The organism is Sediminimonas sp. (assembly GCF_024637375.1).
GTDB lineage: Bacteria > Pseudomonadota > Alphaproteobacteria > Rhodobacterales > Rhodobacteraceae > Sediminimonas.
In genome coordinates this window covers 1-25,031 of the sequence record NZ_JAGXFK010000004.1, presented here as the reverse complement: position 1 = coordinate 25,031, position 25,031 = coordinate 1, and the positions used below count along the sequence as shown (strand labels likewise).

22 protein-coding genes and 1 tRNA gene are annotated in these 25,031 nt (G+C 66.8%); 14 read left to right on the top strand and 9 right to left on the bottom strand.

Annotation, left to right across the window (positions count from 1 at the left end):
* The 4 genes from Q0L89_RS00825 to Q0L89_RS00810 all read left to right on the top strand — a co-directional run.
* A partial coding sequence (locus tag Q0L89_RS00825) for a transposase (RefSeq protein WP_296761748.1) occupies window positions 1–349 on the top strand: 349 nt, incomplete at its 5' end.
* A gap of 282 nt (window positions 350–631) precedes the next feature.
* A complete protein-coding gene (locus Q0L89_RS00820) occupies window positions 632–1,270 on the top strand; it encodes a hypothetical protein (protein ID WP_296761747.1) in 639 nt (212 codons plus the stop codon).
* Between the two features lie 29 nt (window positions 1,271–1,299).
* Entirely contained in the window at window positions 1,300–4,668 is a 3,369-nt protein-coding gene (locus Q0L89_RS00815; RefSeq protein WP_296761746.1) for a M10 family metallopeptidase C-terminal domain-containing protein, read from the top strand.
* Between the two features lie 252 nt (window positions 4,669–4,920).
* Complete coding sequence (locus Q0L89_RS00810) at window positions 4,921–5,673, top strand: IS5 family transposase (RefSeq protein WP_296761745.1); 753 nt, start codon at window positions 4,921–4,923, stop codon at window positions 5,671–5,673.
* Between the two features lie 139 nt (window positions 5,674–5,812).
* Here the strand turns inward: Q0L89_RS00810 and Q0L89_RS00805 are convergent.
* The 5 genes from Q0L89_RS00805 to Q0L89_RS00785 form a co-directional block, all read right to left on the bottom strand.
* A tRNA-Glu gene (locus Q0L89_RS00805) sits at window positions 5,813–5,887 on the bottom strand.
* 75 nt (window positions 5,888–5,962) lie between these two features.
* Window positions 5,963–7,720 carry a single-stranded-DNA-specific exonuclease RecJ gene (gene recJ, locus Q0L89_RS00800; RefSeq protein WP_296761743.1) on the bottom strand — a complete coding sequence of 586 codons (1,758 nt, stop codon included), beginning with the start codon at window positions 7,718–7,720 and terminating at the stop codon, window positions 5,963–5,965.
* Entirely contained in the window at window positions 7,717–8,085 is a 369-nt protein-coding gene (locus Q0L89_RS00795; RefSeq protein ID WP_296761742.1) for a hypothetical protein, read from the bottom strand. The genes recJ and Q0L89_RS00795 overlap by 4 nt, the downstream gene beginning before the upstream one ends.
* Window positions 8,086–8,164: 79 nt before the next feature.
* Window positions 8,165–9,451, bottom strand: coding sequence for a homoserine dehydrogenase (locus Q0L89_RS00790; RefSeq protein WP_296761741.1), 1,287 nt, complete (start codon window positions 9,449–9,451; stop codon window positions 8,165–8,167).
* Window positions 9,452–9,677: 226 nt separating this feature from the next.
* Window positions 9,678–9,938 carry a hypothetical protein gene (locus Q0L89_RS00785; protein ID WP_296761739.1) on the bottom strand — a complete coding sequence of 87 codons (261 nt, stop codon included), beginning with the start codon at window positions 9,936–9,938 and terminating at the stop codon, window positions 9,678–9,680.
* A 100-nt stretch (window positions 9,939–10,038) separates the two neighbouring features.
* On the opposite strand from Q0L89_RS00785, the gene Q0L89_RS00780 reads away from it, so the two are divergent.
* Both Q0L89_RS00780 and Q0L89_RS00775 read left to right on the top strand, forming a co-directional pair.
* On the top strand, window positions 10,039–10,629 hold the full coding sequence (locus Q0L89_RS00780; RefSeq protein ID WP_296761738.1) for a TetR/AcrR family transcriptional regulator: 591 nt from the start codon (window positions 10,039–10,041) through the stop codon (window positions 10,627–10,629).
* Window positions 10,630–10,719: 90 nt separating this feature from the next.
* Window positions 10,720–11,238, top strand: a complete 519-nt coding sequence (locus Q0L89_RS00775) for a hypothetical protein (RefSeq protein WP_296761736.1) — start codon at window positions 10,720–10,722, stop codon at window positions 11,236–11,238.
* Window positions 11,239–11,256: 18 nt separating this feature from the next.
* Here Q0L89_RS00775 and Q0L89_RS00770 read toward each other — a convergent pair whose 3' ends face one another.
* The 4 genes from Q0L89_RS00770 to Q0L89_RS00755 are packed head-to-tail and all read right to left on the bottom strand — an operon-like array spanning window position 11,257 to window position 13,976.
* Entirely contained in the window at window positions 11,257–11,814 is a 558-nt protein-coding gene (locus tag Q0L89_RS00770) for a hypothetical protein (protein ID WP_296761735.1), read from the bottom strand.
* Window positions 11,814–12,347 (bottom strand): TadE/TadG family type IV pilus assembly protein, encoded by a 534-nt coding sequence (locus tag Q0L89_RS00765; protein WP_296761734.1) that lies wholly within the window; start codon window positions 12,345–12,347, stop codon window positions 11,814–11,816. Before Q0L89_RS00765 ends, Q0L89_RS00770 begins: the two co-directional genes overlap by 1 nt.
* Complete coding sequence (locus tag Q0L89_RS00760) at window positions 12,344–13,597, bottom strand: vWA domain-containing protein (RefSeq protein WP_296761733.1); 1,254 nt, start codon at window positions 13,595–13,597, stop codon at window positions 12,344–12,346. The genes Q0L89_RS00765 and Q0L89_RS00760 overlap by 4 nt, the downstream gene beginning before the upstream one ends.
* Window positions 13,506–13,976, bottom strand: a complete 471-nt coding sequence (locus tag Q0L89_RS00755; RefSeq protein WP_296761732.1) for a Tad domain-containing protein — start codon at window positions 13,974–13,976, stop codon at window positions 13,506–13,508. Before Q0L89_RS00755 ends, Q0L89_RS00760 begins: the two co-directional genes overlap by 92 nt.
* Before the next feature lie 354 nt (window positions 13,977–14,330).
* Here Q0L89_RS00755 and Q0L89_RS00750 point away from each other — a divergent pair, with 354 nt between their 5' ends.
* From Q0L89_RS00750 to Q0L89_RS00715, 8 genes are all read left to right on the top strand, one after another.
* The gene (locus tag Q0L89_RS00750) at window positions 14,331–15,761 is read left to right on the top strand and encodes a Glu/Leu/Phe/Val dehydrogenase (RefSeq protein WP_296761731.1); all 1,431 of its coding nucleotides are present in this window, start codon (window positions 14,331–14,333) and stop codon (window positions 15,759–15,761) included.
* Window positions 15,762–15,916: 155 nt separating this feature from the next.
* Window positions 15,917–17,170 carry a sarcosine oxidase subunit beta family protein gene (locus Q0L89_RS00745; protein ID WP_296761730.1) on the top strand — a complete coding sequence of 418 codons (1,254 nt, stop codon included), beginning with the start codon at window positions 15,917–15,919 and terminating at the stop codon, window positions 17,168–17,170.
* A 75-nt stretch (window positions 17,171–17,245) separates the two neighbouring features.
* Window positions 17,246–17,515 carry a sarcosine oxidase subunit delta gene (locus tag Q0L89_RS00740; protein WP_296761728.1) on the top strand — a complete coding sequence of 90 codons (270 nt, stop codon included), beginning with the start codon at window positions 17,246–17,248 and terminating at the stop codon, window positions 17,513–17,515.
* Entirely contained in the window at window positions 17,515–20,451 is a 2,937-nt protein-coding gene (locus Q0L89_RS00735) for a sarcosine oxidase subunit alpha family protein (RefSeq protein WP_296761727.1), read from the top strand. The genes Q0L89_RS00740 and Q0L89_RS00735 overlap by 1 nt, the downstream gene beginning before the upstream one ends.
* On the top strand, window positions 20,444–20,995 hold the full coding sequence (locus Q0L89_RS00730) for a sarcosine oxidase subunit gamma (protein ID WP_296761726.1): 552 nt from the start codon (window positions 20,444–20,446) through the stop codon (window positions 20,993–20,995). The genes Q0L89_RS00735 and Q0L89_RS00730 overlap by 8 nt, the downstream gene beginning before the upstream one ends.
* Before the next feature lie 21 nt (window positions 20,996–21,016).
* The gene (locus Q0L89_RS00725; RefSeq protein WP_296761725.1) at window positions 21,017–21,355 is read left to right on the top strand and encodes a hypothetical protein; all 339 of its coding nucleotides are present in this window, start codon (window positions 21,017–21,019) and stop codon (window positions 21,353–21,355) included.
* Window positions 21,356–21,416: 61 nt separating this feature from the next.
* Window positions 21,417–23,390 (top strand): DNA primase, encoded by a 1,974-nt coding sequence (gene dnaG, locus Q0L89_RS00720; protein ID WP_296761724.1) that lies wholly within the window; start codon window positions 21,417–21,419, stop codon window positions 23,388–23,390.
* Between the two features lie 124 nt (window positions 23,391–23,514).
* A partial coding sequence (locus Q0L89_RS00715; protein ID WP_296761723.1) for a sigma-70 family RNA polymerase sigma factor occupies window positions 23,515–25,031 on the top strand: 1,517 nt, incomplete at its 3' end.

The following is a 25,031-nucleotide window of genomic DNA, read 5'->3' as shown; positions in this document are numbered from 1 at the left end:
CGCCGATGGAGCCTACGACACCCGAAAGTGCCATGATGCCATCGCAGATCGAGGCGCCAACGCTGACATACCGCCGCGCAACAACGCCAAATCGTGGAAGCCAACCACGGCAGGCGCCACCGCGTGCAACGAGGCCTTGCGGGCATCGAAATACCTCGGCCGCGCGATCTGGCGACGGTGGAGCGGATACCACCGCCGGAGCCGCGTCGAGACCAAGATGCATTACGTGAAATCGTTGGGGCAGAGCCTCATGGCGCGGGACTTCGACCGCCAGGTCGCCGAGATCCATGTCCGCATCGCCGTCCTCAACCGCTACACCGCGCTCGGCATGCCACCACTGAGACCGTAGGATAACTCCCTCCGGGGAAAGGGGAGTCCTGTCAGCAAGGGATTTGTGCAACAATGCCCCGGCAACTTCGCATGGGTCACGCGTCCATCGCGTCGCATCGCGCGAAAAAACTCAACCGAATTAAGGCCGAACGCCACCCGAGACACGATCCGAACGCGAAAGGATTCGTTGACAGAATCGCACGTGCGCGCCAAACTCTGAAGGCTCGGCGAATGAACATCGCACATCTTTTGCGCGGATCGCCCATCATTTGGTCGGTCCGGTATGTGTCGGGAGGGCCGAATGAAATCGATCTGGGTGCATTCCATCGCTGTTGCGATGGCGTGCCGAGTGGCGGTTATGGGTGCTATGGCACAGGAGGACGCGTTACCTGTTGGCGGTGCGCCGGCCTGCTTGATGCAGGTGCATGTTTTCGCACCGGATGCCCGCTTCGACGAACCCGAAGACCTGCGCACCCAGGCTGTCTTTCTTTTCGGCGCCCTCGACCGCGAGGATTTCGAAAAGGCCACGCAAGGCATGCATCCGGGCGAGGCACGCGACGAATCCGACCGTTTCAAGGGACAGGACGCGCGCTGGCGGTTGCTGCGTCCCGTCGATGTTCCCGATGATCCCGATGCCTTGGTGATCGTGCCTCCGCAGGTTCAATACCTGGTCCGGATGCCCCATGACAGCCCGATTGAAAGCCTGGTCCTCGTCGGCCTGCCCGAAGACGGCCGCGTGATCAGGCCCGCCCTTGCCGGGCGCCTGGGGGATGCCGCCGGGGAGGATGCAGGGCATCTCTTCATTGCCGAACCGATGAGCGACCAAGACCCTTGCCCGGTGAGGCCGGCCGAAGTTGCCGAATGGGCCAAAAATTTGGTCCACACGGAATTGATACGCCGTGCCCGAACGGGTGATGGTGCGCCCGAGAACGAAACTTGATTTACGAAAATGCATGAGAGGTGGACGAGATGGCTGGGTCGAAAACAGTAACCGCAAACACCAACACATTGCTGGCGGGCCTTCAGCGCACCAACCAGTGGGAGACTACCGACCTGACCTACTGGATCGCCGAAGCCGGGGATTCCGACCGGATCGACGATATCTACGAGGACAAGTATGGCAGCGCACCCGGCGCCGGGAACGCGCATGAGCCGATCAATGCAACCACGGCCCCGGCCTGGAACGACGCAATCGAAAACGCGCTCTACCACATCTCGCTCGCGACCGGCCTAGACTTCTCCGAGGATACCTCGGTGGATACTGCCGACATCGTCTTTTCCGGCGGCTATCCCAGCACCGCCGGCGTCGTGGCCTGGATGAACGGGCCGGGCACCATCCTCAAACCCGGCGAGACCGATGATTACCAGTCCTTCCTGACCAACCGGATGGGCAACGCCGGCTATGACGAAGAAGCCGAAACAGGCGGCGGCAGCTTTGCGGATTTCGTGATCCTGCACGAGTTGGGCCACGGGCTGGGGCTGAGCCACCCGCACAACGACGACTCCGGCACCACCGCCTGGGCCGTGAGCGACGCCGTGGCCACCGACAACAAGGCCGACAACGCCCGCTACACGGTGATGTCCTATGAAATCGGCGGCATCGACACGAGGGTATTCGACAATTTCGGCAACAACGTCACGCTCGGCGCGCTCGATATCGCGGCGCTTCAGGCGGTCCATGGCGCGCCCGCTGCCCATACCGGCGACACCACCTATACCCTGACCGATCAGGGCTCCACCGCGCGTGACCTCGACGGCAGCGACAACTCGATCTCCATCGGCCGCGCCTTCTACTCGATCTGGGACACCGGCGGCACCGACGAGATCGCCTATTCCGGCAGCGACAACGCCTATATCAACCTGCAGGACGCCTCGCTCGTGCAGGAGGCGCGCAGCGCCGACGCGGCCATCCTCAAGATGGTCCGCAAGACCGGCGCCTTCGGCGACATGAAAGATGACCACGGCAACGGCGCCACCAGCCAGCCCCGCAACGAACTTCTCGATCCCGATTATCACGCGGGCGGCTATGTCTCGACGATTTCTGATGGCGGCACCGGCACCCAGCTTGGCGGCTACACTATCGCCAATGGCGTGGTGATCGAGAACGCCACCGGCGGCTCGGGCAACGACATGCTGATCGGCAACGGCGCCGACAACCATCTTGTCGGCAATGACGGCAACGACATGCTTGCCGGCGGCGCGGGCAACGACACGCTCGAAGGCGGCGCAGGCGATGACGAGTTGATCGCCGGGGCCGGCAACGACAGCCTAGACGGCGGCGAAGGTCACGACGTGGCCTATTTCGCAGGCCCTTGCTCGGCCTACACGATTGACCGCGACGATGACGACGTGGTGACCATTTCGCATCTCGGCGGCACCGGCAGCGAAGGCGTCAATACCCTGGTCGGGGTCGAGGAAGCGACATTCTCCGACGCCACGATCGAGCTTCTGGGCGAAGAAGACCCCGAGTGCCCGCCGCTCGACTTCATCTTCCTGGTGGACCTCTCGGGTTCTTTCTACGACGACCTGCCCAACTTCGTGGCTGCGGCCAAGCAGATCGCCGCCGACCTGCGGGCCGAGAACCCTGATGTGCAATTCTCGATTGCCTCCTTCATCGACAAACCGGAAAGCCCCTGGGGCAGCCCGGGTGATTACCTCTACAAGTCACACCTGGAATCGACCTCCGATGTCACGGCTTTCGAGACGACCCTGGACGGGCTCAGCACCGGTTCGGGCAACGATTTCCCCGAGGCGCAATGGGTCGGGCTCTACCGCGCCGCGCGCGGCGACGGGCTGAACCTGCGCGAGGATTCCTCGCGGATGATCTACATGGCGACCGACGCACCGGCGCATAGTGCATCCGATTACGGGCTCGACGAAAGCAACATCCAGGCATTCCTCGACGGCGAAGATATCGACGTCGAAGGCGGGGGCACGCTCGCCAGCGCGGCAAGTGCGGATGCGGACGCCATGACATCGGCGGGCGAAGGTGATCCCGACTCGGTCGAGGTCGAACCCGACCCGCGCGATCCCGACGATCCCGGTTATGATACCGGCGGCGACGAACCGATCCCGACCGACGACCTCTTGCTCAGGGCAGTGGGCGATGCCTTGGGTGACTTCGGCGCCGTGCCGATCATCGGGACATCGGGCAGCACTGCGGATTACGATGGCGCGTTGGCCGACATGGGCAGCGATGGCGTTGTCGTTGAGACGTCGGGCGACAGCTCCGACGTCGCCGACGCCGTGCGCGCAGGTCGCGCTGCGATCTCGGGCGACGTGACCGAGACCGGCACCTCGGGCAACGACTCGCTCCTCGGCACCGAAGACGACGACGTGATCCTCGGCCTCGGCGGCAACGACACGATCGAGGGCCTGGGCGGCAACGACACGCTCGACGGCGGCGCCGGCAACGACCTGATCTCCGGCGGGGATGACGATGACGAAATCTTCGGCGGCACCGGGGTCGACACGATCGACGGCGGTGCGGGCGATGACCTGTTCAGCCCCGGCGCCGGCGCCGACGTCATCACCACCGGTGCGGGCGCCGATGTCCTCAGCGGCCCTGGCGACTCGCTCAACGGCGATACCGTCACCGACATGTCCGCCGAAGACCGGATCCTCGTGCGCTTCACCCGGATGCACGACGACCCGACCATGGAGTTCGACGGCACCGACACGACGCTGAGTTTCGACACCACCGGCGACGGCACGCAGGATTTCTCGATGACCTTCGAAGGCGACGTGACGGGTCTCGGGCTGCTGGTCTCCAATGCCGGTGAGAACGTGCGCGTCGGCACACCACCCGACATGGCGCTGCAGATCAATGACCGCGGCGGCAACCCGCTCGACGTCGAAGGCGTGACCTTCCGCAGCGGCGATGGCGGCCCGGAATGGAGCGGTGCCGCCGGCGGAACGCCGGGCAGCTTCACCTTCTCGGCCCTCGGCACGGCCGAAGGCACCGTCGTGCCGGAACTGGCCTATGACGTAGCCACACACGGTACCCCCACGGCACCTGGCGCGCTCGAGGCCCTGCGCCTCGCGGTGGGCCTGGAACCGAGCTGGGGACCGGCCGGCGGAGAGGATTTTATCGCCGCCGATTTCGACGGCAACGGCGAGGTCACCTCAGGCGACGCGCTCGACATGCTGCGCCTCGCCGTCGGGCTTGATGCCGACAACCCTCCGCGCTGGGTCTTCGTGAACTCCGACGCCGACATGAGCGGCATCGACGCCGACAATGTCGATGTCGACGCCGCCGCCATGGCGGCCCTGCCCGGCTTCGAGAACGACATCTCGATGACCGGCATCCTCGTGGGCGACATGCGCGACTTCGGCTGACGCACGGGACACGAACGCGAAACAGGCCGGCGCCGGGGGAACGCCTCTGACGCCGGTCGCGTTTCGGGAAATACCAAATTCACCGTGCATCGCCAATGTCCCAAGAGCGCGAAGCGCGGCAGGGTATTGGCGATTCGGGTTTTCCCCGCCAATACGCAATATGAGCGTGGCCTTGCAATCAGGGTCAACTGCTCCCCAAATCAGAATCGCACTATGGATTTCGAGTTCCCGACCGCCAGCGCTGACGCTTAGTTGGTCAGGCAGTGTCCCAGCGGATGGTGTAAGAGGCCGCGCACTGCGCTACGCTGGGGGCTCCGCGCGCGGCCTCTTACACCATCCGCTGGGTTGAACGGAATTTTCTGGCGGCTCAGGACCGGCGCGCCGTGGGCCGATATCCCGGCGCGCTACGGCCCCTGCACGACCTGTGTAAACCGCTTCAACCGGTGGTGCAGGGCAGGCCATTGGGCGCGCATTCTGGACGCCATATCAGATGCTTGCGACGGCGATGTCCAGATGATCGACGCCTCCTCGATCCGGGTTCACCAGCACGGCGAGAACGGGCCGAAAAAGGGGGGGCGATCCGATTGCATGGGCCGCTCGCGCGGCGGGCTGACCATGAGGATCCGCGCTCTGGTGGATGCCGTGGGCCGCCCGATCCGGCTGAAACTGGCCGAGGGCCAGGCCCATGATGGCCGCTCGGCGGCCGATATGTTCGACACCGTTGTGGCAGGTCCGACCCTGCTGGCCGATCGCGCATACGACAGCGACGCGCTGCATGGCGCCCTCGCGGCGCGCGGCGCTTTGGCCAACATCCAGCTGATGCCGAACCGGGTGAAGCGCTTTCACTTCGATGCCGAACTCTGCAAGGCACGCAACCTGGTGGAACGGTTCTTCAACAAACTCAGATACTTCCGCGCCGTCGCCACACGATACGACAACTACCTTGCCTCGGTCCAACTCGCCTCGATATGCATTTGGTTGCGGACTCATGAGTCGGCGGCCTAGTGGGTTCGACGGTTGTCGGTTCTACCGATTTTCTGCGAGCTTGTTGCAAACAAACCACCTCTCAGTGTTGGTACAACTGTTGATTCTGCGCGCGGAAGCGGAAGTTACAATCTAAATGTCAATACTTTAGCGGGGTAAGTGGCAGCCCGTAGGGGAGTCGAACCCCTCTTTCCAGGTTGAAAACCTGGCGTCCTAACCGATAGACGAACGGGCCAGCCTTGGCGTGAGCCGGTGTCTAGGCAAAGCCGCATCGGCGTGCAAGCGAAAATTTTGCCGCGCGGGCATATTTTCAGCTCGGCGCATTGACGACGGAGCTTGCGTCTTCGAGGCGCAGTTGCACGCTGCGGCGCCCGCCCCATTCGTTGATTTCCAGGCGCCCGGCAAGGTGGAAACGGGCACCGCCGTGACGCTCCAGCGCCGGGCCGAGCGGGCCGTCGAAAGCGCCGAAACAGATCGCGTCCATGGTCGTGCCCATACCGTCGCCGAAGCGGATTTTCAGGTGCGTGTCGCCGACCCGCCGGGCGTGGTGCACGGCCATGTCGGCAAAGGCGAAGCGTGGCGCGGGGGCCCCGGCGCCGAAGGGGCCGGCGGCCTCGATCTGGTCGACCAGGTCGATCGTGGCGGCGGCGGGCATCAGCACGCCGTCAAGGGTCAGGTCCGCCGGCCCGGCACGTCCGGCGCCCTGTTTTTCCAACAGCTCCGACAGGCGCGCCATGGCCGGCTCCAGCGTGTCGCGCGCCACGCTCAGCCCGGCGGCCATGCGATGGCCACCGCCCTTTAGCAGCAACCCTTCGGCCGCGAGGCGCTGTACCGCCGCGCCAAGGTCGATACCGCTGATCGAACGGCCCGAGCCCTTGCCCTCGTCGCCGTCGAGCCCGATCACGATGGCGGGGCGGTTGGTGGCCTCCTTGAGGCGCGCGGCGACGATGCCCACCACGCCGGGATGCCAGCCTTCGCCCGCCGCCCAGACCAGCGGCGCATCGAGGCCGCGTGCCTCGGCCTGGGCCATGGCGGCGGTGCGCACGCCGGCCTCGACCTCGCGGCGCTCGGTGTTGAGTTCTTCCAGCCGCTCGGCCATGGCGCGGGCCTCGGCCGGGTCGGTGCAGGCCAGCAGCCGCGCGCCCAGGTCGGCGCGGCCGATGCGCCCGCCGGCGTTCACCCGTGGCCCCAGCACGAAACCCAGGTGATGCGCGCTCGGCGCCTTGTCGAGCCGTGCCACGTCGGCCAGCGCCACCAGGCCGGGGCGTTCGCGCCGTGCCATCACCCGCAGCCCCTGGCGCACGAAGGCCCGGTTGACCCCGATCAGCGGCGCGACATCGGCGACCGTGGCCAGCGCGACGAGGTCCAGCATCGCCATCAGGTCGGGGCCCTCGGCACCTGCCGCGCGCAGTTGCCGCCCGGCCTCGACCAGGGCCAGGAACACCACGCTCGCGGCGCACAAATGCCCCAGATCGCCGGTCTCGTCCTGGCGGTTGGGGTTCACCACCGCCAGCGCCGGCGGCAGGGTTTCCCCACCCAGGTGGTGGTCCAGCACGATCACGTCGGCATCCTTGGCCGCCGCGATCGGGTCGTGCGAAAGGGTGCCACAATCGACGCAAACGATCAGGTCATGGCTGCCGGCCAACTGCGTCATGGCGGGCGCGTTGGGGCCGTAGCCTTCGTCGATGCGGTCGGGCACGTAGAGCGTCGCAGTGCGTCCCATCTGCCGCAGCCAGTCCAGCAGCAAGGCCGCCGAGGCGCCACCGTCGACGTCGTAATCGGCGAAGATGGCGATGCGTTCATTGCCTTGCACCGCCGTCAGCAGACGCGCGGCGGCGTGGTCCATGTCGCGCAGGGCGCGTGGGTCGGGCAGCAACTCGCGCAGCGCAGGGGCAAGGTGGCGCTCGGCGTCCTCGGCGGCGACGCCCAGTCGGGCCAGCGTCTGGCACAGCGTTCGGGGCAGGGCGGTGTGCTGGGCCATGGCCTCGGCCATGCGCTCCAGCTCGACCGAGGGCCCGCACCAGCGCCGCCCGGTCAGCGACGCGGACACATCCAGGAACGCCGTCATCGGGTACCGGCCAGGTTGGCTTGCGTGGGCAGGGCGCGGCAGAACTCGCCATGCAGGCGCGAGATGGCGGCGGCGTGGATCGCCTCGGCGTCCATGGCGGGGCGGGCGGCCTCCCAGCCGGTATCGGCATTGCCGGGGAATGCTGCGCAGGCGCCATCTGCCAGGGTCACGCCAAAGCCCGGATTGGCCGCCATGCGCGCCGTGCTCGATACGTGGCGGACATGAATTACCGGGGCGGCCCCGGCACGCCAGCATGCCAGCAGCCGCGCCGCGTACCCTTCGCCGCCGGGGGTGTTGCGCGGCCCCCGTTCCGGCGCCTTGAACCCCTGTTGTATGTCGGTGAGCAGCAGCGCGGGGTCCGGCATGGCTTAGCCCCCGTCGTCGCGGCGGCCGGTCGTCCGGCGCCGGGTGTCCGTGCGACAGGGTCGCCTCAAGGGGGACGGATCAAACATCTTCGATCCTGAGCGCCACAGGCTCGCTTGCCAGAACATCCAGAGGGGCTATCGCCGCCAGCGCCGTTTCCAGCGCGGCGGGCGTGGTGCGGTGGGTCACGATCAGCACCGGCGCGGTGTCGTCGTCATGGCGATACTGCCGCATCCGGTTGATCGAGATCCCGGCCTCGCCCAGAATGGTGGCGATCTTGGCCAGCGCACCGGGCCTGTCGGCCAGCAACATGCGCAGGTAATAGGGCGCAGGCAGCGCGCTGCGCGCCGGTTTGGCTTGCGCAAGCGTGGTGGCGGGCTGGCCGAACACCGTGCCACGGGTGCCGCGCGCGATGTCGCAGATGTCGCCCATCACCGCGCTTGCGGTCGGGCCTTCGCCGGCGCCGGCGCCGCGGATCACGATCTGGCCCACGGCGTCGCCCTCCAGCACCACCATGTTGGTGCCGCCCTCAAGTTGCCCAAGCGCCGACGCCGCCGGCACCAGGCAGGGCGCCGTGCGCTGCTCCAGCCCGCGGGCGGTCATCTGTGCCACCCCCAGCAGCTTGATGCGATACCCCATGTCGGCGGCGTGGCGGATGTCTTCCAGCGCCACGCGGTCGATGCCCTCCAACTCGACCGCGTCGAAATGCACCTGCGTGCCGAAGGCGACCGCGGCCAGCAGCGCCAGCTTGTGGCCGGCGTCGATGCCGCCCACGTCAAGGCGCGGGTCGGCCTCCAGATAGCCCAGGCGGGCGGCTTCCTCGAACAGGGCGTTATAGCCCAGCCCCTCGGCCTCCATCCGCGTCAGGATATAGTTGCAGGTGCCGTTCATCACCCCCATCACGCGGCTTACGGCGTTGCCGGCCAGCCCCTCCGACAGTGTCTTGACCACCGGGATGCCGCCCGCCACGGCGGCCTCGAAGCGGATCATGCGGCCCGCGGCCTCGGCCCGTTCGGCCAGGGCCTGTCCGTGCATCGCCAGCATCGCCTTGTTGGCGGTGACCACGTCCTTGCCGGTGTCGAGCGCGGCCTCGGTGGTGGCCTTGGCGGGCCCGTCGCTACCGCCCATCAGCTCGACCACGACATCCACGTCGTCGCGGCGTGCCAGCGCGACGGGGTCGTCCTCCCATGCGTAACGGCCGAGGTTGACGCCGCGATCCTTGTCGCGGTTGCGCGCCGAAACGGCGCTGATGACGATCTCGCGTCCGGTTCGCGCGGCCAGCAGCGCCGCCTGCGCGCGCACGATCCGGATCACGCCGACACCGACGGTGCCCAGCCCGGCAATGCCCAGGCGCAGAGGGGTGTTCATCGTACTCTCCCGTTCCGGTTCATGGAGGTCTTGCGCGGCGGATGTAGCCGGTTCGCACCCGTCTTGCAACGCGGCATTGCCCGCGCGGGCGCCCAGTGATCCCGCCACGCACGGCAGGCCGGGTCTGCCCGGTGCGCGCGGCCTCGCGAACGGGCGCGTGCTTCATCTTTCCCGAAATACTCCCGCCGGAGGCGCCCGTCACCCGCAGCGCGCGCCCGACCGCCGATCAGGGTGTGGTGCGGCGCAATTCGGCGGCGCGGGCGCGCAAGGCTGCCGCGCGCGCCATCAGGGCCGCTTCGTCCTGCCGGGCGTCGGTGTCAGCGCCCGCCGGCCCGTCGGCGAGCAGCGGCTCGATCGGAACCAGTGCCGGGTAGGCGGCTGCCTCCGCCTCGGGCGTGATCGTGTCGTCGAGCGCGGGAAACCGGGCGCACCCCGCCGGCGCCGCGGCAAGCAATGTCAGTGTGGCAAGGCAGGCGAGTGCGCGCATCCGGCAGGTCCGTCCATGGTCTGTTCAATCTGTGCCGCAGTCGGGCCCGGCTTGCAAGACAGAGCTTTGATATGAACGTCTGTTCAGTTAAGCAGGCACCATGGCACGAACCCAAGGGTCGCATTCCGATATCACCGGACCGCGCGTGCAGCGCGCCGCGCTGGAGCTTTTCGCGCGCCACGGCTACGCGGCCGTGTCGATGCGCCAGATCGCGGCCGAGGTCGGGGTGCAGGCCGGGGCGCTCTATAACTACACCGCCGACAAGCAAAGCCTGCTTTTCGACCTCATGCGCGGTCACATGGACGAATTGCTGGCCGCGCGCGCGGGCCAGCCGCAATCCGGCAGCCCGCTGCAGCGGCTTGAGGCATTCACCCGCTTTCACATCCGCTTTCACCTTGAACGCCCCGACGCGGTGTTCGTGTCCTACATGGAGTTGCGCAACCTCGCGCCCGGGAATTTCGAAGTAATCGAAGGGCTGCGCCGTGCCTATGAGGACCAGCTCGAGGATATCCTGCGCGACGGTGTGCGGACGGGGGTGTTCGAACTCGCCGACAGCAAGATCGCCACGCTTGCGGTCATCGCGATGCTGACCGGCGTCACGACCTGGTATCGCAGCGCCGGCCGGCTGAGCGCGGCGCAGGTGGAGCAGATATACTGGGACATGGTGCGCAAGGCCGTCTCGGCGGGTTGAAGTCGTGCCCGCCCGGGCGATTGTCCCTCGCATCCGCCCGCCGGGTGCGCTAAGGACTGGCCGGCTGCGGCAATGGCGAAGGAGCAGGCGATGACAGGCGAGACAGGGCCATCCACAGCCCCGCAGGACGGTGAGCGCGAGGTTCTGGCGACGGTCGGCGCCACGGGGCTGCGCCGTGTGATCGGTGTCGGCATGCTGGCGGTGCTGGGCGCGTTGATGATTTACATCGCGCTGGCCACGCCGCCCGAGGTTCCCGGTTGGCAGGTCTTTCTGCTGGTCATGGGGGCGGCGGCCCTGTTTCTGGCCCACAGGATGCGGCTGGCGACGCAATGGCAATTGCAACTCGGGACCGATGGCCTGCGGATGAGCGACGGCACGACCGTGGCGCCGATCGACCGGATCACGCGCATCGAGCGCGGCATGTTCGCCTTCAAGCCCTCCAACGGGTTCATCCTGCACCTGTCGGAGCCCTTGGGCCGGCGCTGGCTGCCGGGGCTGTGGTGGCGCCTGGGGCGCCGCGTGGGCGTCGGCGGTGTCACGCCGCGCCCGCAAACCAAGCTGATGGCCGACATGTTGCAGGCCATGCTGGCCGAGCGCGACGCGCGCTGACGGTGCCCGGCGGCCCGGTTACACCCCCCAGACCAGCTTGGGCGCGAACCGCGGCCGCGTGAAGACGCGGTTATGCAGGTCCTGCGAGAGGATACCGACATTGAACGGCGCGGTATAGCGCGACCATGTCTCGACCACGATGATGCGCTCGCCATCGGGCATCACCGGCAGGGCGTCTTCCATTTCCGTGACCTGCGCCGCGCTCAGCGGGGTGACGTCGCCGCGGGTCTTGGACCAGTCGCGCCGGAACTTGCCCTTTTTCTCATCCCACCGCACCACCGTGACGCGCAGGCGCGCGGTACTGTCGGCGCGCACGAGGAATTTGAACATGTTGTCGATGCCATCGAGATAGGCGTTGTTGATCGCTGTCGTCTCACGCGAGAGAACGTCGCCGATGGTGTAGGTGGCCTTCTGGTTGATGCTGACCTGCTTGTAGGCATCGAAAAAGACGAACATCGCCATGTAGGCCCAGAACAGCATCGGCAGGATTACCACCGCCTCGACGGCGACGGTGGCGCGCGTTTCGTCACGAAAGCCGCGCAGGAAGGTCTTGATACGGTCGCGCAGGGTCATCATCACAGCGGCTCCTGTACGAAGGCCGAACTGGCGACCATGGCGGCGTGACCGGCGGCGTCGGTGGTCAGCGACTTGCCCAGGCCCGTCAGCGGAAAGACGGGGCGGAATTTCAGGCACGCGCGGATCAGCATCATCTGGTTTTCCTGCCCGTTCTCGAAGTTGCGCACCGGCCTGGCCTCTTGCGACTGGTCGGTGCAGTCGGCCGTGGAGTCGGGCGTCGACCAGTTGCGCGGGTCGATCTGGACCATCTCCAGGCGCAGGTTGTCGCGGCAATCGGGGAGCATCCCGGCGCGATCGCAGATGGTGTTCTTGATATCGCTGTGCTGCAGGTTCATGCCGGTGCTCAGGCGGATGTCGCGCACAGTCATGTCCACGGCGCGTTCCAGCATCGTGTTGCGCATGGTCATGAAGCCCAGTTCGACGGCCGAGAGCAGGAAGAACACCATCACCGGAAACATGATGACGAATTCGATCGTCGGGTTGGCGCGCTCGTCGCGCCAGAACCGGGTTGCAAGTCGGCGCAGCACGCTCATTGCGTCAACCTCAGCTTGCGGATCGACGCGGCGATCGAGGTGAAGGCTTCCTCGATTTCAAGGCCGTCCACGTCGAAATAGTGGCTTGGCGAACTGGCGCAGCGTTCCAGAACCCGCTCGCCGCGGTTGGGGGCCTCGAATCCGATCGAAAACACGATCACGCCCTGGTCCTTGGCGGCATCGCAGACATGGTTGGTGCGCTGGTCCTTGGCGGTGGCGTTCACGTAGGTATAGGCCGAGTTGTACCACTCGCCCCAGGCGCCGGAGGAGAATTCGTAGTTGTAGCGCGCGTTCCAGGCCAGCGACGTCTGCGCCCAGAGCTCGGGATAGGTCAGGCGCACGGCGGTGCCGGGCTCGGTTTGTTCCTCGCAAACATAGTTCCAGTTCCAGTCGCTTTTGCGCCATCCGCATTCCTCGTAGGTGCCGTTGCCATAGGGATGGTCGTGCCAGTTGTCGTCATGCGGCCAGTAGAAGCTGTTGTCTTTGAGAACCGAGTACTTGCGCGCGTCCGCGTTGTACCAGACATCGGAGTTGCCGTCGCGCAGCGACGGGTTGAGCTTGTATTGGTTGGTGTTCTCCCCGTCCGACATCAGCACCACGATCTTGAGCGTCTCGCCATCGCGGTAATTCGATGGGCGCCCGTCGAACTCGGAATCGATACGGTTTTCCGCCACCAGGTCGCTGACCACGCTGCGCGTGCCCGGGTCCAGCAGCGTGGTGCCCCATTTCATGCCGATGTCGATCGAGGTGTTACCACTCGCGCTGAGGGCGTTGATATGGTTGAACAACTCGGTGCGATCCCCCGAAAGCGGCAGGATTTCCGAGCCCGCGCGCGTCGGGCAGACCGGGGTACTGATCGGGTTTTCAGAGTAGGTGAACACGTCGAAATGCGCGGTGCGCTCCATCTGCACGTCGCGCGCCAGGTCGGAGCGGCTATATTCATCGGCGATGAAGTTCACGCAATGCGAATAGGCATGTTCCTGCGTGGTGGTGTACTTGTCCAGCAGCGGCTTGCCGGCGTTCACCTGCGTGGCGTAGGGCACGATCGAGATCGAAACCTTGTCTTGCTCCGAATTCTCGAGAATCGTGTCGACGAAGTTGCGCGCCGCCGGTTTCAGGCGAGTGAGCCGCGAGTTGCTGTTCATCGACCCCGAAATATCAAGCACCAGGGACACCTCGACGCTGCCGATGCTTTCCTCGGCGGCACCGGCGGCGGGGGCCGACATGGTATCGACCCCCATCATCTTCATGAACTGGGTATGCACGGTGGTTCGCGCGCGCCTTGACGTTGCGGTAGCCCACGTCCTGGGTCACATCGACGTCGTCACGGGCCAGCCGGTCGCCCAGACCGGATTTCTCGAAATAGTTCATCACCACGTCTTCGGGGTCGAGCTTCTGGTCAAGGTCGGCCGCGGCAAGCACCGCCCGGTCGAGCGTGTTCTGAAGGCGGGTGCGCTCCATTTCGAATCGCATCATGTCGACGCCGATCCCGGCGACCAGCAGCATGATCAGGAACATGTAGATCGACAGCACGACCATGACGCCGTCTTCGTCGCGCGCAAACCGCGACAGCCGGCCGCGAAACGACGGGCCGCGCGTGGCGGGTGGTGTACTCGTGAGCAGGCGCATTTGCTTCACCTTTCTGATGCAGCGCCAAGGCGCCCCGCATGACGGGGACCTCGGGCAGTTGCCATTCTAGGCGCAGAAACGTGGCCAAAATCGGGCATGAACCCGGCATTTCGGGTGCATTGCGGTGTCGTAAAGCGGACGATAGCGCGCGTTTCGTTCGATTGTGTCGGCTCGCGCAACGCAGCGCAGCCCCGCACAGCGCAGCTTGGTCCCGTTTTTCGGGGTGCGCCACTGATTGACGGGTTCCATTTTGCGCGCAAACGCGCAACCTTTCGCGTATCGCCGCGCAATCACGCGGACCAACAGGATTCTGCCCGAAATTTCATCGGGCAACCCCGAGGAGGACCCGAACCAATGGCCGAGTTCAAAGAGCCGACCTTTCGTGAAAACGTCGATCTCATGTTCAACCGGGCCGTGGCGTTGATGGATATCGCGCCCGGCCTTGAAGAAAAGATTCGCGTCGTCAACTCGACCTACACGGTGCGTTTCGGGGTGCGGTTGCGCGACCGGATACACACCTTCACCGGCTACCGGGCGGTCCATTCAGAGCACCTCGAACCCGTCAAGGGCGGGATCCGCTACGCCACCGCGGTCAACCAGGACGAGGTCGAGGCGCTGGCGGCGCTGATGACCTACAAATGCGCCCTGGTCGAAGCGCCGTTCGGCGGCTCGAAAGGGGGCTTGTGCATCGACCCGCGCGATTGGAACGAGCACGAACTGGAACTGATCACGCGTCGATTCGCCTACGAGCTGATCAAGCGCGACCTCATCGACCCGGCACAGAATGTGCCCGCCCCCGACATGGGCACCGGCGAGCGCGAGATGGCCTGGATCGCCGACCAGTACGCGCGCATGAACACCACCGACATCAACAGCCGGGCCTGCGTTACCGGCAAGCCGCTCAACAATGGCGGCATCGCCGGCCGGGTCGAGGCCACGGGCCGCGGCGTGCAATTCGCGCTGCGCGAGTTCTTCCGCCATCCCGAGGACGTGGCCGCCGCCGGGCTGGACGGTACGCTGGAAGGCAAGCGCGTCATCGTGCAGGGCCTGGGCAACGTGGGCTATCACGCCGCCAAGTTTTTGCACGAGGAGGACGGCGCCCGGATCACCGGCATCATCGAACGCGACGGCGCGCTCTTCGACGAGAAGGGGCTCGATGTCGAGGCGGTGCGCGAATGGATCGTGCGCCACGGCGGCGTGGCCGGTTTTCCGGACGCCGCCCACACCGCCGACGGCGCAGAGGTGCTGGAAACCGAATGCGACATCCTGATCCCCGCGGCGCTGGAGGGCGTGATCAACCTCGGCAATGCCGACCGCATCAAGGCGCCGCTGATCATCGAGGCGGCCAACGGCCCGGTCACGGCCGGCGCCGACGACATCCTGCGCCGGAAGGGTGTCGTGATCATTCCCGACATGTATGCCAATGCCGGCGGCGTCACTGTGTCGTATTTCGAGTGGGTCAAGAACCTCAGCCATATCCGCTTCGGTCGCCTGCAGCGGCGCCAGGAAGAGGCTCGCCACAAGCTGGTGGTCGACGAACTGGAGCGTCTGGACAGGTATCTTGGCGATGCCTGGTCGCTGCGCCCCGAGTTCAAGCAGAAATACCTGCGCGGCGCGGATGAGCTGGAGCTGGTGCGCTCGGGTCTCGACGACACGATGCGCATCGCCTACCAGGATATCCGCGAGATCTGGCACGGGCGCGAGGATGTCGCCGATCTGCGCACCGCCGCCTATATCTGCGCCATCAGCCGGGTCGTCGCCAGCTACCGCGCCAAGGGTATCTGACCCGGTCACAATCCATGCCGGTTCTCGCGCAGCGCGCCGCCGGACCGGCCGTGCGCTGCCCCGAAATCGTCGAAAAGCCGGGCGGCGACGGTCATTGCCCATTGATATGCCGTGTCGGAGTTGGTTGAGTTGTCGGGAATGACAGGGGGTGATCCATGCGCTTTTCGGGGCTGCGGGTTCTGAAGGAAGGATTGACCGGCAACAAGGGCTGGCAGCCACACTGGCGCGACCCGGAGCCCAAGCCGGCCTATGACATGGTCATCATCGGCGGTGGCGGCCACGGGTTGGCCACGGCCTATTACCTAGCGCGCGAGCATGGGCTGACCAATGTCGCGGTGCTGGAGAAGGGGTACCTCGGCGGCGGCAACGTGGGCCGCAACACCACCATCGTGCGCGGCAACTATTTCCTGCCCGGCAATTCGGAATTCTACAGCCACTCGCTGAAGCTGTGGGAGGGGCTGGAGCAGGAGCTGAACTACAACGTGATGCATTCGCAGCGCGGGCTGATCAACCTGTTCCACTCCGACGGGCAGCGCGACGCTTTTGCCCGGCGCGGCAACGCGATGATCAACCAGGGCGACGACGCCGAACTGCTGGACCGCGACGGCGTGCGCGCGTTTCTGCCCTACCTTGATTTCGACAATGCGCGATTCCCTGTCTATGGCGGCCTCTATCACCCGCGCGGCGGCACGGCGCGCCACGACGCGGTGGCCTGGGGGTATGCCCGCGGGGCCGACGCGCGCGGTGTCGACCTGATCCAGAACTGCGAGGTCACCGGCATCGACATCGACGGCGGCCGCGTCACCGGCGTGCAGACCAGCCGCGGCGCGATCGGGGCGAAAAAGGTGGGCGTCGTGGTGGCGGGCCGCTCAAGCCAGGTGGCGGCGATGGCCGGGCTGCGCCTGCCGATCGAAAGCCACATATTGCAGGCCTTCGTCACCGAGGGGCTGAAGCCGTGCATCGACCACGTCGTCAGCTTCGGCATGGGACATTTCTACATCAGCCAGTCCGACAAGGGCGGGCTGGTGTTCGGCGGTGACCTGGATTTCCACGCCTCCTACGCGCAGCGCGGCAACATGCCGATGATGGAACACGTGATGGAGGCGGGCATGACGCTGATGCCGATGATCGGCAAGGCGCGGGTGCTGCGCAGTTGGGGCGGGATCATGGACATGACCCCCGACGGCTCACCCGTGATCGACCGCGCGCCGGTCGAGGGGCTCTATCTCAATTGCGGCTGGTGCTATGGCGGGTTCAAGGCGGTGCCGGGGTCAGGGCATTGCTTTGCCCACCTGATGGCCACCGATCGCCCCCACGAGGCGGCGGCGCGGTTCCGGCTCGACCGGTTTCGCACCGGGCATGGCCTGATGGACGAGGAAGGCACCGGCAGCCAGCACAACCTGCACTGAGACGCCTGTGGAAAAGGACGGGACATTGAGTATTTCCGGAAAGATGAAGCGCAAAAGATCGCGGAGGGGGAACGCATGAGGATCACCTGCCCGATTTGCGGCGCGCGCGACCGGCGCGAGTTCTACTACCAGGGCGCGGCGGTGGCGCTGGACCGTCCGTTGCCCGAGGCGGGCGCGCAAGCTTGGGACGACTACCTGCACAACCGCGACAACCCCGCCGGCCCGACGCGCGAGCTTTGGCAGCACGAGGCCGGCTGCGGCGCCTGGCTGGTGGTCGCGCGTGACACTGCCACCCACGAGATGCTGGGCGCCGAGTTGGCCATGACCGCGCGGGAGGGGGCCTGATGCGGCTGTCGCGGGGCGGATTGATCGACCGGGACCGCACGCTGCGGTTCAGCTTCGACGGGCGCGGCTACGAGGGGTTTGCCGGCGACACGCTGGCCTCGGCGTTGCTGGCCAACGGGGTGCGGCTGATGGGGCGGTCGTTCAAGTACCACCGCCCGCGCGGGGTGATGACCGCCGGATCGGAGGAACCCAATGCGCTGGTCACGGCAGGCACCGGCGGGCGGCAGGAGCCCAACCTGCGCGCCACCATGCTGGAGCTGCACGAGGGGGTGGCCGCGCGCAGCCAGAACGCCTGGCCGTCGCTGGACTGGGACGCGCTGGCCCTCAACGACCTGTTCGCGCCGTTCTTCGGCGCGGGGTTCTATTACAAGACCTTCATGTGGCCGCGTGGCTTCTGGGAAAAGGTCTATGAGCCGCTCATCCGCCGCGCGGCGGGGCTGGGCGCGCTGTCGGGCGCCCATGACGCCGTCATTTACGAGAAGGCGCACGCGCATTGCGATCTGCTGGTGATCGGGGCCGGCCCGGCCGGCCTGATGGCCGCGCGCGATGCGGCGCGCGCCGGCGCCGACGTGATCGTGGCCGACGAGGACAGCGTCCCCGGCGGGCGGCTCAACGCCGAAACCGAGGCGGTGGCGGGCAAACCCGGCCATGTCTGGGCGCGGGAAATGGCGGCCGAGCTGGCCGCGATGGACAATGTCCGCCTGATGACGCGCACCACCGTCACCGGCGCCTATGACCAGGGCAGCTATGGCGCGCTGGAGCGACTGCCGGCGGATGTGGCGGCGCGCCCCGGCGCCCCGCGCGAATGCTTCTGGCGGATCGTGGCGCGGCGCACGGTGCTGGCGGCCGGCGCGTTGGAGCGGCCGGTGGCGTTTGCCGGCAACGACCGGCCCGGCATCATGATGGCGGGTGCCGTGCGTGCCTATGTCAACCGCTGGGCGGTGGCGCCGGGGCGTTGCGTGGTGGTGTTCGGCAACAACGACGGTGCGCATCGCACCGCGTCCGACCTGTTGGCGGCGGGGGTGCACGTCGCGGCACTGATCGACTCGCGCGCCGACGCGCGCTGTGATCTCGACGTGCCATTCCACCCCGGGGCGCGCGTCTGCGGCAGCCGTGGGCGCAAGGCTCTGGAGGCGGTCGAGGTCGCCTTCGCATCCGGCCGGCGCGACAAGATCCAGGCCGATTGCCTGGCCGTGTCGGGCGGCTGGAACCCCACCGTGCACCTGGCTTGCCACATGGGCCGGCGGCCCGAATGGGACGACGGCATCGCGGCCTTCGTGCCGCGTGCCGGGATGGTGCCGGGGATGTGGACGGCGGGCGCCTGCGCGGGGGCGATGTCGACCCATGATTGCTTCCGCTCCGGTGCCGAGGCAGCGCGCGGCGCGCTCGATGACCTGGGGCTCAAGGCCCCCGCCGCGCCCGCGCCGCCACGGGCCGAGGAGGCGCCCTATCGCATCGCGCCGCTGTGGCAGGTGCCGGGCAAGGGGCGTGCCTGGCTGGATTTCCTCAACGACGTCACGGTCAAGGATGTGGCGCTGGCGGCGCGCGAGAATTTCCGCAGCGTCGAGCACATGAAACGCTATACGACCCAGGGCATGGCCCCCGACCAGGGCAAGAACTCGAACGTGAACGCGCTGGCGGTGCTGGCCGACGCCACCGGGCGCACCATCGCCGAAACCGGTACCACCACCTTCCGCCCGCCCTATGTTCCGGTGCCGATCGCGGCGATGGGGGCGGGGGCGCAGGGGCAGGGGTTTGCGCCGCGGCGGCTGACGACCAGCCACACCGCGTCGCAGGCCATGGGCGCGCCGATGATAGAGGCGGGGCTGTGGTTCCGGCCCTCGTTTTTTCCGCGCGCGGGTGAGTCGCACTGGCGCCAGTCCTGCGACCGCGAGGTTGCCCATGTGCGCCAGGCGGTGGGTGTCACCGATGTCTCGACCCTGGGCAAGATCGACATACAGGGCGCCGATGCGGGGCGGTTTCTCGATTTCGTCTATACCAACACATTCTCCACCCTCAAGGCGGGGCGCGTGCGTTACGGGCTGATGCTGCGCGAGGACGGGCACGTCATGGATGACGGCACCACCGCGCGGCTGGGCGCGGATCACTACGTGATGACCACCACCACCGCCGCGGCGGGGCAGGTGATGCGGCACCTGGAATTCGTACACCAGTGCCTGTGCCCCGGCTGGGATCTCTCGATGATCTCGGTCACCGAGCAATGGGCGCAGTTCGCCGTCGCCGGGCCGAAATCGCGCGCGCTGCTCGATACGGTGCTGGACGCGCCCATCGACGGTGACGCATGGCCGTTCATGGCCTGCGGGCCAGTGCGCGTGGGCGGTGTCGATGCGCGGCTTTTCCGCATCTCGTTCTCGGGCGAGCACGCCTACGAGTTGGCCGTGCCCGTGCGGTATGGCGAAAGCCTGTTCGGCCAGTTGGTGGCGCGGGCCGAGGACATGGGCGGCGGCGCCTACGGGATGGAGGCGCTCAACGTTCTGCGGTTGGAAAAGGGCCTGTTGACCCATGCCGAGCTGCACGGCCGCACCACGGCGTTCGACCTGGGGTTGGAACGGATGCTCAGCCCGAAAAAGGATTGCATCGGCAAGGCAGCCGCCGCGCGCCCCGGCCTGACCGACCCGGCGCGTGAGCGGCTGGTCGGGCTCAAACCGGTGGGTGCGATCAAGCAGTTGACCGCCGGCGCGCACCTGTTCGACGAGGCCGACGCGGCCACGCGCGAAAACGCCCGCGGATATGTCACCTCGGCGGCGTTCTCGCCCACGCTGGGCCACGCCATCGCGCTGGGGTTCCTGTCCCATGGCCCCGAGCGCCACGGCGACATGGTGCGCATGGTCGACCATCTGCGCGGTATCGAGACCCTGTGCGAGGTGACGCCGCCGACATTCTTCGACCCGGACGGAGGGCGCGCCCGTGATTGAGCTGAAGGAACAAACCCCGTGCGCCGGCCTTGTGCCATTGGTGATCGGATCGGTGACGCTCGACGAAGTGGCCGCGGGCCGGATGACCGCGATCGCCCCGCACGCCGGGCGACGCAAGGCGCTGGCCACGGCGTTTCGCGCCGCCCACGGCATCGCCTGGCCCGGGCCGGGGCGGGCCACCGGGCGCGCCGGGTGCCGGGCGCTGTGGTTCGATCACGCCCACGTCATGCTGATGGGGCCTGCGCCCGACCCGGGGCTGGCCGAAGTGGCGGCGCTGGTCGATCAGTCGGACGCCTGGGCGGTGGTGCGCCTTGACGGCGACGATGCGGCGGATGTGCTGGCGCGGTTGACGCCGCTCGACCTGCGCAAGGAACATTTCAAGCGCGGCCACAGCGCGCGCAGCGAACTGGCGCACATGCCGGCCTCGATCACGCGGATCGGTGCGCGTGCCTACCAGGTGATGGTGTTCCGCGCCATGGCGGGGACAATGATGCACGAGATGCGCGTGGCGATGCAGGGGGTTGCAGCGCGCGCGGCTGGCTGACATCAAGGCGCCGGTTCGGTCATGACGAGACAGGTGTTTGCGATGATGCGATTGGTGATTTTGGGGATGGTCCTTGCGCTTGGCGCATCCGGGGCCGCCGCGGCCGAGAGCGCGGCGGAACGTGCCGCCCGCTGCACGGCGCAGGCGACGCTGGTGGAGGCGCTGGTCGCGCAGCGCACCGACGGCGTGGACATGCAAGACGCGATCGGGGCGGTGCGCGCGGCGCACGAGGACATGGATGACCGCCTGGCCGACACGATGCCGCTATTGGCCGATTGGGTCTATTCGGTGCCGCCCGAACAGCTTGGCGCCGGCGTTGCCGAAAGCTTCGAGGTGGCCTGCACCGCCTACGAGGGTTGAGCCCGGCGGGGCACGCACCGGCCCATGGTCAAGCCCGCGCGCGGGGGCTATATTGGTAGGTATGAGCCTGCCTCCCGGATTCCTTGACGAGTTGCGCACCCGCCTGTCGCTGTCACAGGTGGTTGGCCGCAAGGTGATCTGGGACAGCCGCAAATCCAACCAGGCCAAGGGCGACATGTGGGCGCCATGCCCGTTTCACCAGGAAAAGACGGCCAGCTTCCACGTCGATGACCGCAAGGGGTTCTATTACTGCTTCGGCTGTCAGGCCAAGGGCGACGTGTTCAGCTTCGTGCGCGAAACCGAAAACGTCGAATTCATGGAGGCGGTCGAGATACTGGCGCGCGAGGCCGGCATGCCGATGCCCGCGCGCGACCCGCAGGCGCAGCAAAAGGCCGACCGGCGCAGCCAGTTGGCCGAGGTCATGGAAATGGCCGTGCGCCACTTCCGACTGCAATTGCAGACCCAGGCCGGCGCGGCGGCGCGCGACTACCTGGTCCGGCGCGGGCTGGATCAGGGCGCGCAGGACCGCTTCGAGATCGGCTTCGCGCCCGACCGCTGGCAGGGCCTGTGGGAGCACCTGAAAACCGCTGGTGTGGCCGAGGACATGATCCTCGATTGCGGGCTGGCCAAGACCGCGCAATCGGGCGAGCGGCACTACGACACCTTCCGGGGCCGCATCATGTTCCCGATCCGCGACGGGCGCGGGCGCTGCATCGCCTTTGGCGGTCGTGCGATGGACCCGGCCGACAATGCCAAGTATCTCAACAGCCCCGAGACGCTGCTTTTCGACAAGGGCCGCTCGCTCTACAACCATGCGCCTGCGCGCGAGGCGGCCGGCAATGGCCAGACGCTGATCGTGGCCGAGGGCTACATGGATGTGATCGCACTGGTCGAGGCGGGGTTTGCCGCCGCGGTCGCGCCGTTGGGCACCGCGATCACCGAATCGCAATTGCAACTGCTGTGGCGTATCGCGCCCGAGCCGGTAGTGGCGCTCGACGGCGACGCGGCGGGCCTGCGCGCCGCCTACCGGCTGATTGACCTGGCGCTGCCGCTGCTGGAGTCGGGACGGTCGCTGCGCTTCGCGGTGCTGCCACCGGGCAAGGATCCGGACGACCTGCTGCGCGAGGGCGGCGCGCGCGCCATGCAGGCGCTCGTGGATCAGGCCATGCCGACGGTCGATCTGCTCTGGCAGCGCGAAACCGAGGGGCGGCGTTTCGACAGCCCCGAACGGCGCGCGGCGCTCGACAAGGCGCTGCGTGACAAGCTGCGCCTGATCAGCGACCCCTCGCTCAGGCGCCACTACGGCGAGGCGATCAAGGAAAAGCGCTGGCAGCTTTTCAACCCCCGTCGTGCGGCGCGCCAGGGCGGTGCCGGGCACCGGGGCATGGGCGGCGGTCGCACCCCGTGGCTTGCCGCCCCGACGACGCCGATGCCGGGGACCAAATCCTCGCTTCTGGTGTCGGCCGACGCCCCCGCGCAGGAACAATTGCGCGAGGCGGTCATCCTGGCCGCGCTGGTCTGCACGCCCGAGGTGATTGCCGAGTTCGAGCCGCAACTGGAGCGCATGGACTGTCACGCCCCCGACCATGCCGCGCTGCGTGATCTGTTGCTGGACCACGCCGGCGCGGCCAGCGCCGACGCCCTGCGCGCCATCATCGTGCAGGAGTTGGGCGAGGGGGCGCTTGAAAAGATACTGTCGCTGCCCCATGTCGCCATCAGCCCACCGGTGCGCCACCCCGGCGATGCCGAAAAGGCGCGCATGACCGTGGCCGAAGAACTGGCCAAGATCGACGCGCTGCGCGGGCTGGATGCCGAGGTGGCCGAGGCCCAGGAGGACGTGTCGGGCCTTGCCGACGAGGCGCTGACCTGGCGGCTGCACCAGGCCGCCGAGACGCGCAACCGCGCGCTGCGCAGCCAGCAGGAGGACCGCACCGAGTATGACACCGGCCCCAACGGGGCACGAATCAATCGTAGCGAACGCAGCGCTCTCGATACGCTGCTTAGCCAGATCGACCCAACGAAACCTCGCCGCTAGAGATTTCGCTGGAGAATCGGTAAACAAATCGGGCTAAGAGCGTGTGCGAATCGGTTGCGCGCGTTATTGATTCGAATCACGAATCGCCCGGAGTATCCGACAGCCACCCGTGCAGGAGCATTACATGGCCGCAAAAGACACCGAGAACACGCAGACGGACATCTCCGATGCCGAGGTCTCGCTGGACATGAGCCAGAACGCCGTCAAGAAAATGATCGCGGAGGCGCGTGAGAAGGGGTTCATCACCTACGACCAGCTCAACAAGGTATTGCCCCCCGAGCAGGTGTCTTCCGAGCAGATCGAGGACGTGATGTCGATGCTCTCGGAAATGGGCATCAACATCATCGAGGACGAGGAGGCCGAGGAGGAGGAATCGAAGTCCACCGCCGTGGTCGAGACCTCGTCGAACCGCGATGTCGCGGTGTCGTCGAGCGGCTCGGACAAGATGGACCGGACCGACGACCCGGTGCGCATGTATCTGCGCGAGATGGGCAGCGTCGAGCTTCTGTCCCGCGAGGGCGAAATTGCCATCGCCAAGCGCATCGAGGCCGGCCGCAACACCATGATCGCGGGGCTTTGCGAAAGCCCGCTGACATTCCAGGCGATCACGATATGGCGCGACGAGCTTTTGACCGAGGACATCCTGCTGCGCGACGTGATCGACCTCGACGCCACGTTCGGCACGCAACTGGGCGAGGATATCGAGGCCGCCCCCGTCGACCCGCCCGTGGCCACCTCCGATGTCGCCACGCCGCCGCGCCAGGACGAGGCCGAAAAACAGCCCGAATACGACGCCGACGGCAACCCGATCGCCAAGGAAGACGATTCCGACGAGGAGGAAGAGCAGGCCAACATGAGCCTGGCGGCGATGGAAGCCGCGCTCAAGCCCCGTGTCCTGGAGATTCTCGACCGCATCGCCGAAGATTTCGCACGCCTGTCCGAAATGCAGGACAGCCGCATCTCGGCCACGCTGAACGAGGACGCTTCGTTTTCCGAAACGCGCGAAGCCGAGTACCAGAAACTGCGCGCCGAGATCGTTGAACTGGTCAATTCCCTGCACCTGCACAATAACCGCATCGAGGCGTTGATCGACCAGCTTTACGGCATCAACCGCCGCATCATGCAGATAGATTCGGCGATGGTGAAGCTGGCCGACCAGGCGCGCATCAACCGCCGCGAGTTCATCGACGAGTATCGCGGCTACGAGCTGGACCCGAACTGGCTGGATCGGATGGCCGAAAAGTCCGGTCGCGGCTGGAAGGCGTTCATCGAGCGCTCCAGCGAAAAAGCCGAGACGCTGCGCGCCGACATGGCCCAGGTGGGGCAGTATGTCGGTCTCGACATCTCGGAATTCCGCCGCATCGTCCAGCAGGTCCAGAAGGGCGAAAAGGAGGCGCGCCAGGCCAAGAAGGAGATGGTCGAGGCAAACCTGCGGCTGGTGATCTCGATCGCCAAGAAATACACCAACCGCGGCCTGCAATTCCTTGACCTGATCCAGGAGGGCAACATCGGCCTGATGAAGGCCGTGGACAAGTTCGAATATCGCCGCGGCTACAAGTTTTCCACCTATGCCACCTGGTGGATCCGGCAGTCTATTGAGCGTGCCCTAGTCAATCAAAGCCGAACGATTCGCCTGCCGGT

Excerpts from the sequence above, each read along its gene's own strand:
- Q0L89_RS00820 (WP_296761747.1), top strand. The coding sequence starts at position 632 with ATGAAATCGATCTGGGTGCATTCCATCGCTGTTGCGATGGCGTGCCGA.
- Q0L89_RS00815 (WP_296761746.1), top strand. The coding sequence starts at position 1,300 with ATGGCTGGGTCGAAAACAGTAACCGCAAACACCAACACATTGCTGGCG.
- recJ (WP_296761743.1), bottom strand. The coding sequence starts at position 7,720 with ATGACGGCGTTCCTGGATGTGTCCGCGTCGCTGACCGGGCGGCGCTGG.
- Q0L89_RS00795 (WP_296761742.1), bottom strand. The coding sequence starts at position 8,085 with ATGCCGGACCCCGCGCTGCTGCTCACCGACATACAACAGGGGTTCAAG.
- Q0L89_RS00790 (WP_296761741.1), bottom strand. The coding sequence starts at position 9,451 with ATGAACACCCCTCTGCGCCTGGGCATTGCCGGGCTGGGCACCGTCGGT.
- Q0L89_RS00785 (WP_296761739.1), bottom strand. The coding sequence starts at position 9,938 with ATGCGCGCACTCGCCTGCCTTGCCACACTGACATTGCTTGCCGCGGCG.
- Q0L89_RS00780 (WP_296761738.1), top strand. The coding sequence starts at position 10,039 with ATGGCACGAACCCAAGGGTCGCATTCCGATATCACCGGACCGCGCGTG.
- Q0L89_RS00775 (WP_296761736.1), top strand. The coding sequence starts at position 10,720 with ATGACAGGCGAGACAGGGCCATCCACAGCCCCGCAGGACGGTGAGCGC.
- Q0L89_RS00770 (WP_296761735.1), bottom strand. The coding sequence starts at position 11,814 with ATGATGACCCTGCGCGACCGTATCAAGACCTTCCTGCGCGGCTTTCGT.
- Q0L89_RS00765 (WP_296761734.1), bottom strand. The coding sequence starts at position 12,347 with ATGAGCGTGCTGCGCCGACTTGCAACCCGGTTCTGGCGCGACGAGCGC.
- Q0L89_RS00760 (WP_296761733.1), bottom strand. The coding sequence starts at position 13,597 with ATGAAGATGATGGGGGTCGATACCATGTCGGCCCCCGCCGCCGGTGCC.
- Q0L89_RS00755 (WP_296761732.1), bottom strand. The coding sequence starts at position 13,976 with ATGCGCCTGCTCACGAGTACACCACCCGCCACGCGCGGCCCGTCGTTT.
- Q0L89_RS00750 (WP_296761731.1), top strand. The coding sequence starts at position 14,331 with ATGGCCGAGTTCAAAGAGCCGACCTTTCGTGAAAACGTCGATCTCATG.
- Q0L89_RS00745 (WP_296761730.1), top strand. The coding sequence starts at position 15,917 with ATGCGCTTTTCGGGGCTGCGGGTTCTGAAGGAAGGATTGACCGGCAAC.
- Q0L89_RS00740 (WP_296761728.1), top strand. The coding sequence starts at position 17,246 with ATGAGGATCACCTGCCCGATTTGCGGCGCGCGCGACCGGCGCGAGTTC.
- Q0L89_RS00735 (WP_296761727.1), top strand. The coding sequence starts at position 17,515 with ATGCGGCTGTCGCGGGGCGGATTGATCGACCGGGACCGCACGCTGCGG.
- Q0L89_RS00725 (WP_296761725.1), top strand. The coding sequence starts at position 21,017 with ATGACGAGACAGGTGTTTGCGATGATGCGATTGGTGATTTTGGGGATG.
- dnaG (WP_296761724.1), top strand. The coding sequence starts at position 21,417 with ATGAGCCTGCCTCCCGGATTCCTTGACGAGTTGCGCACCCGCCTGTCG.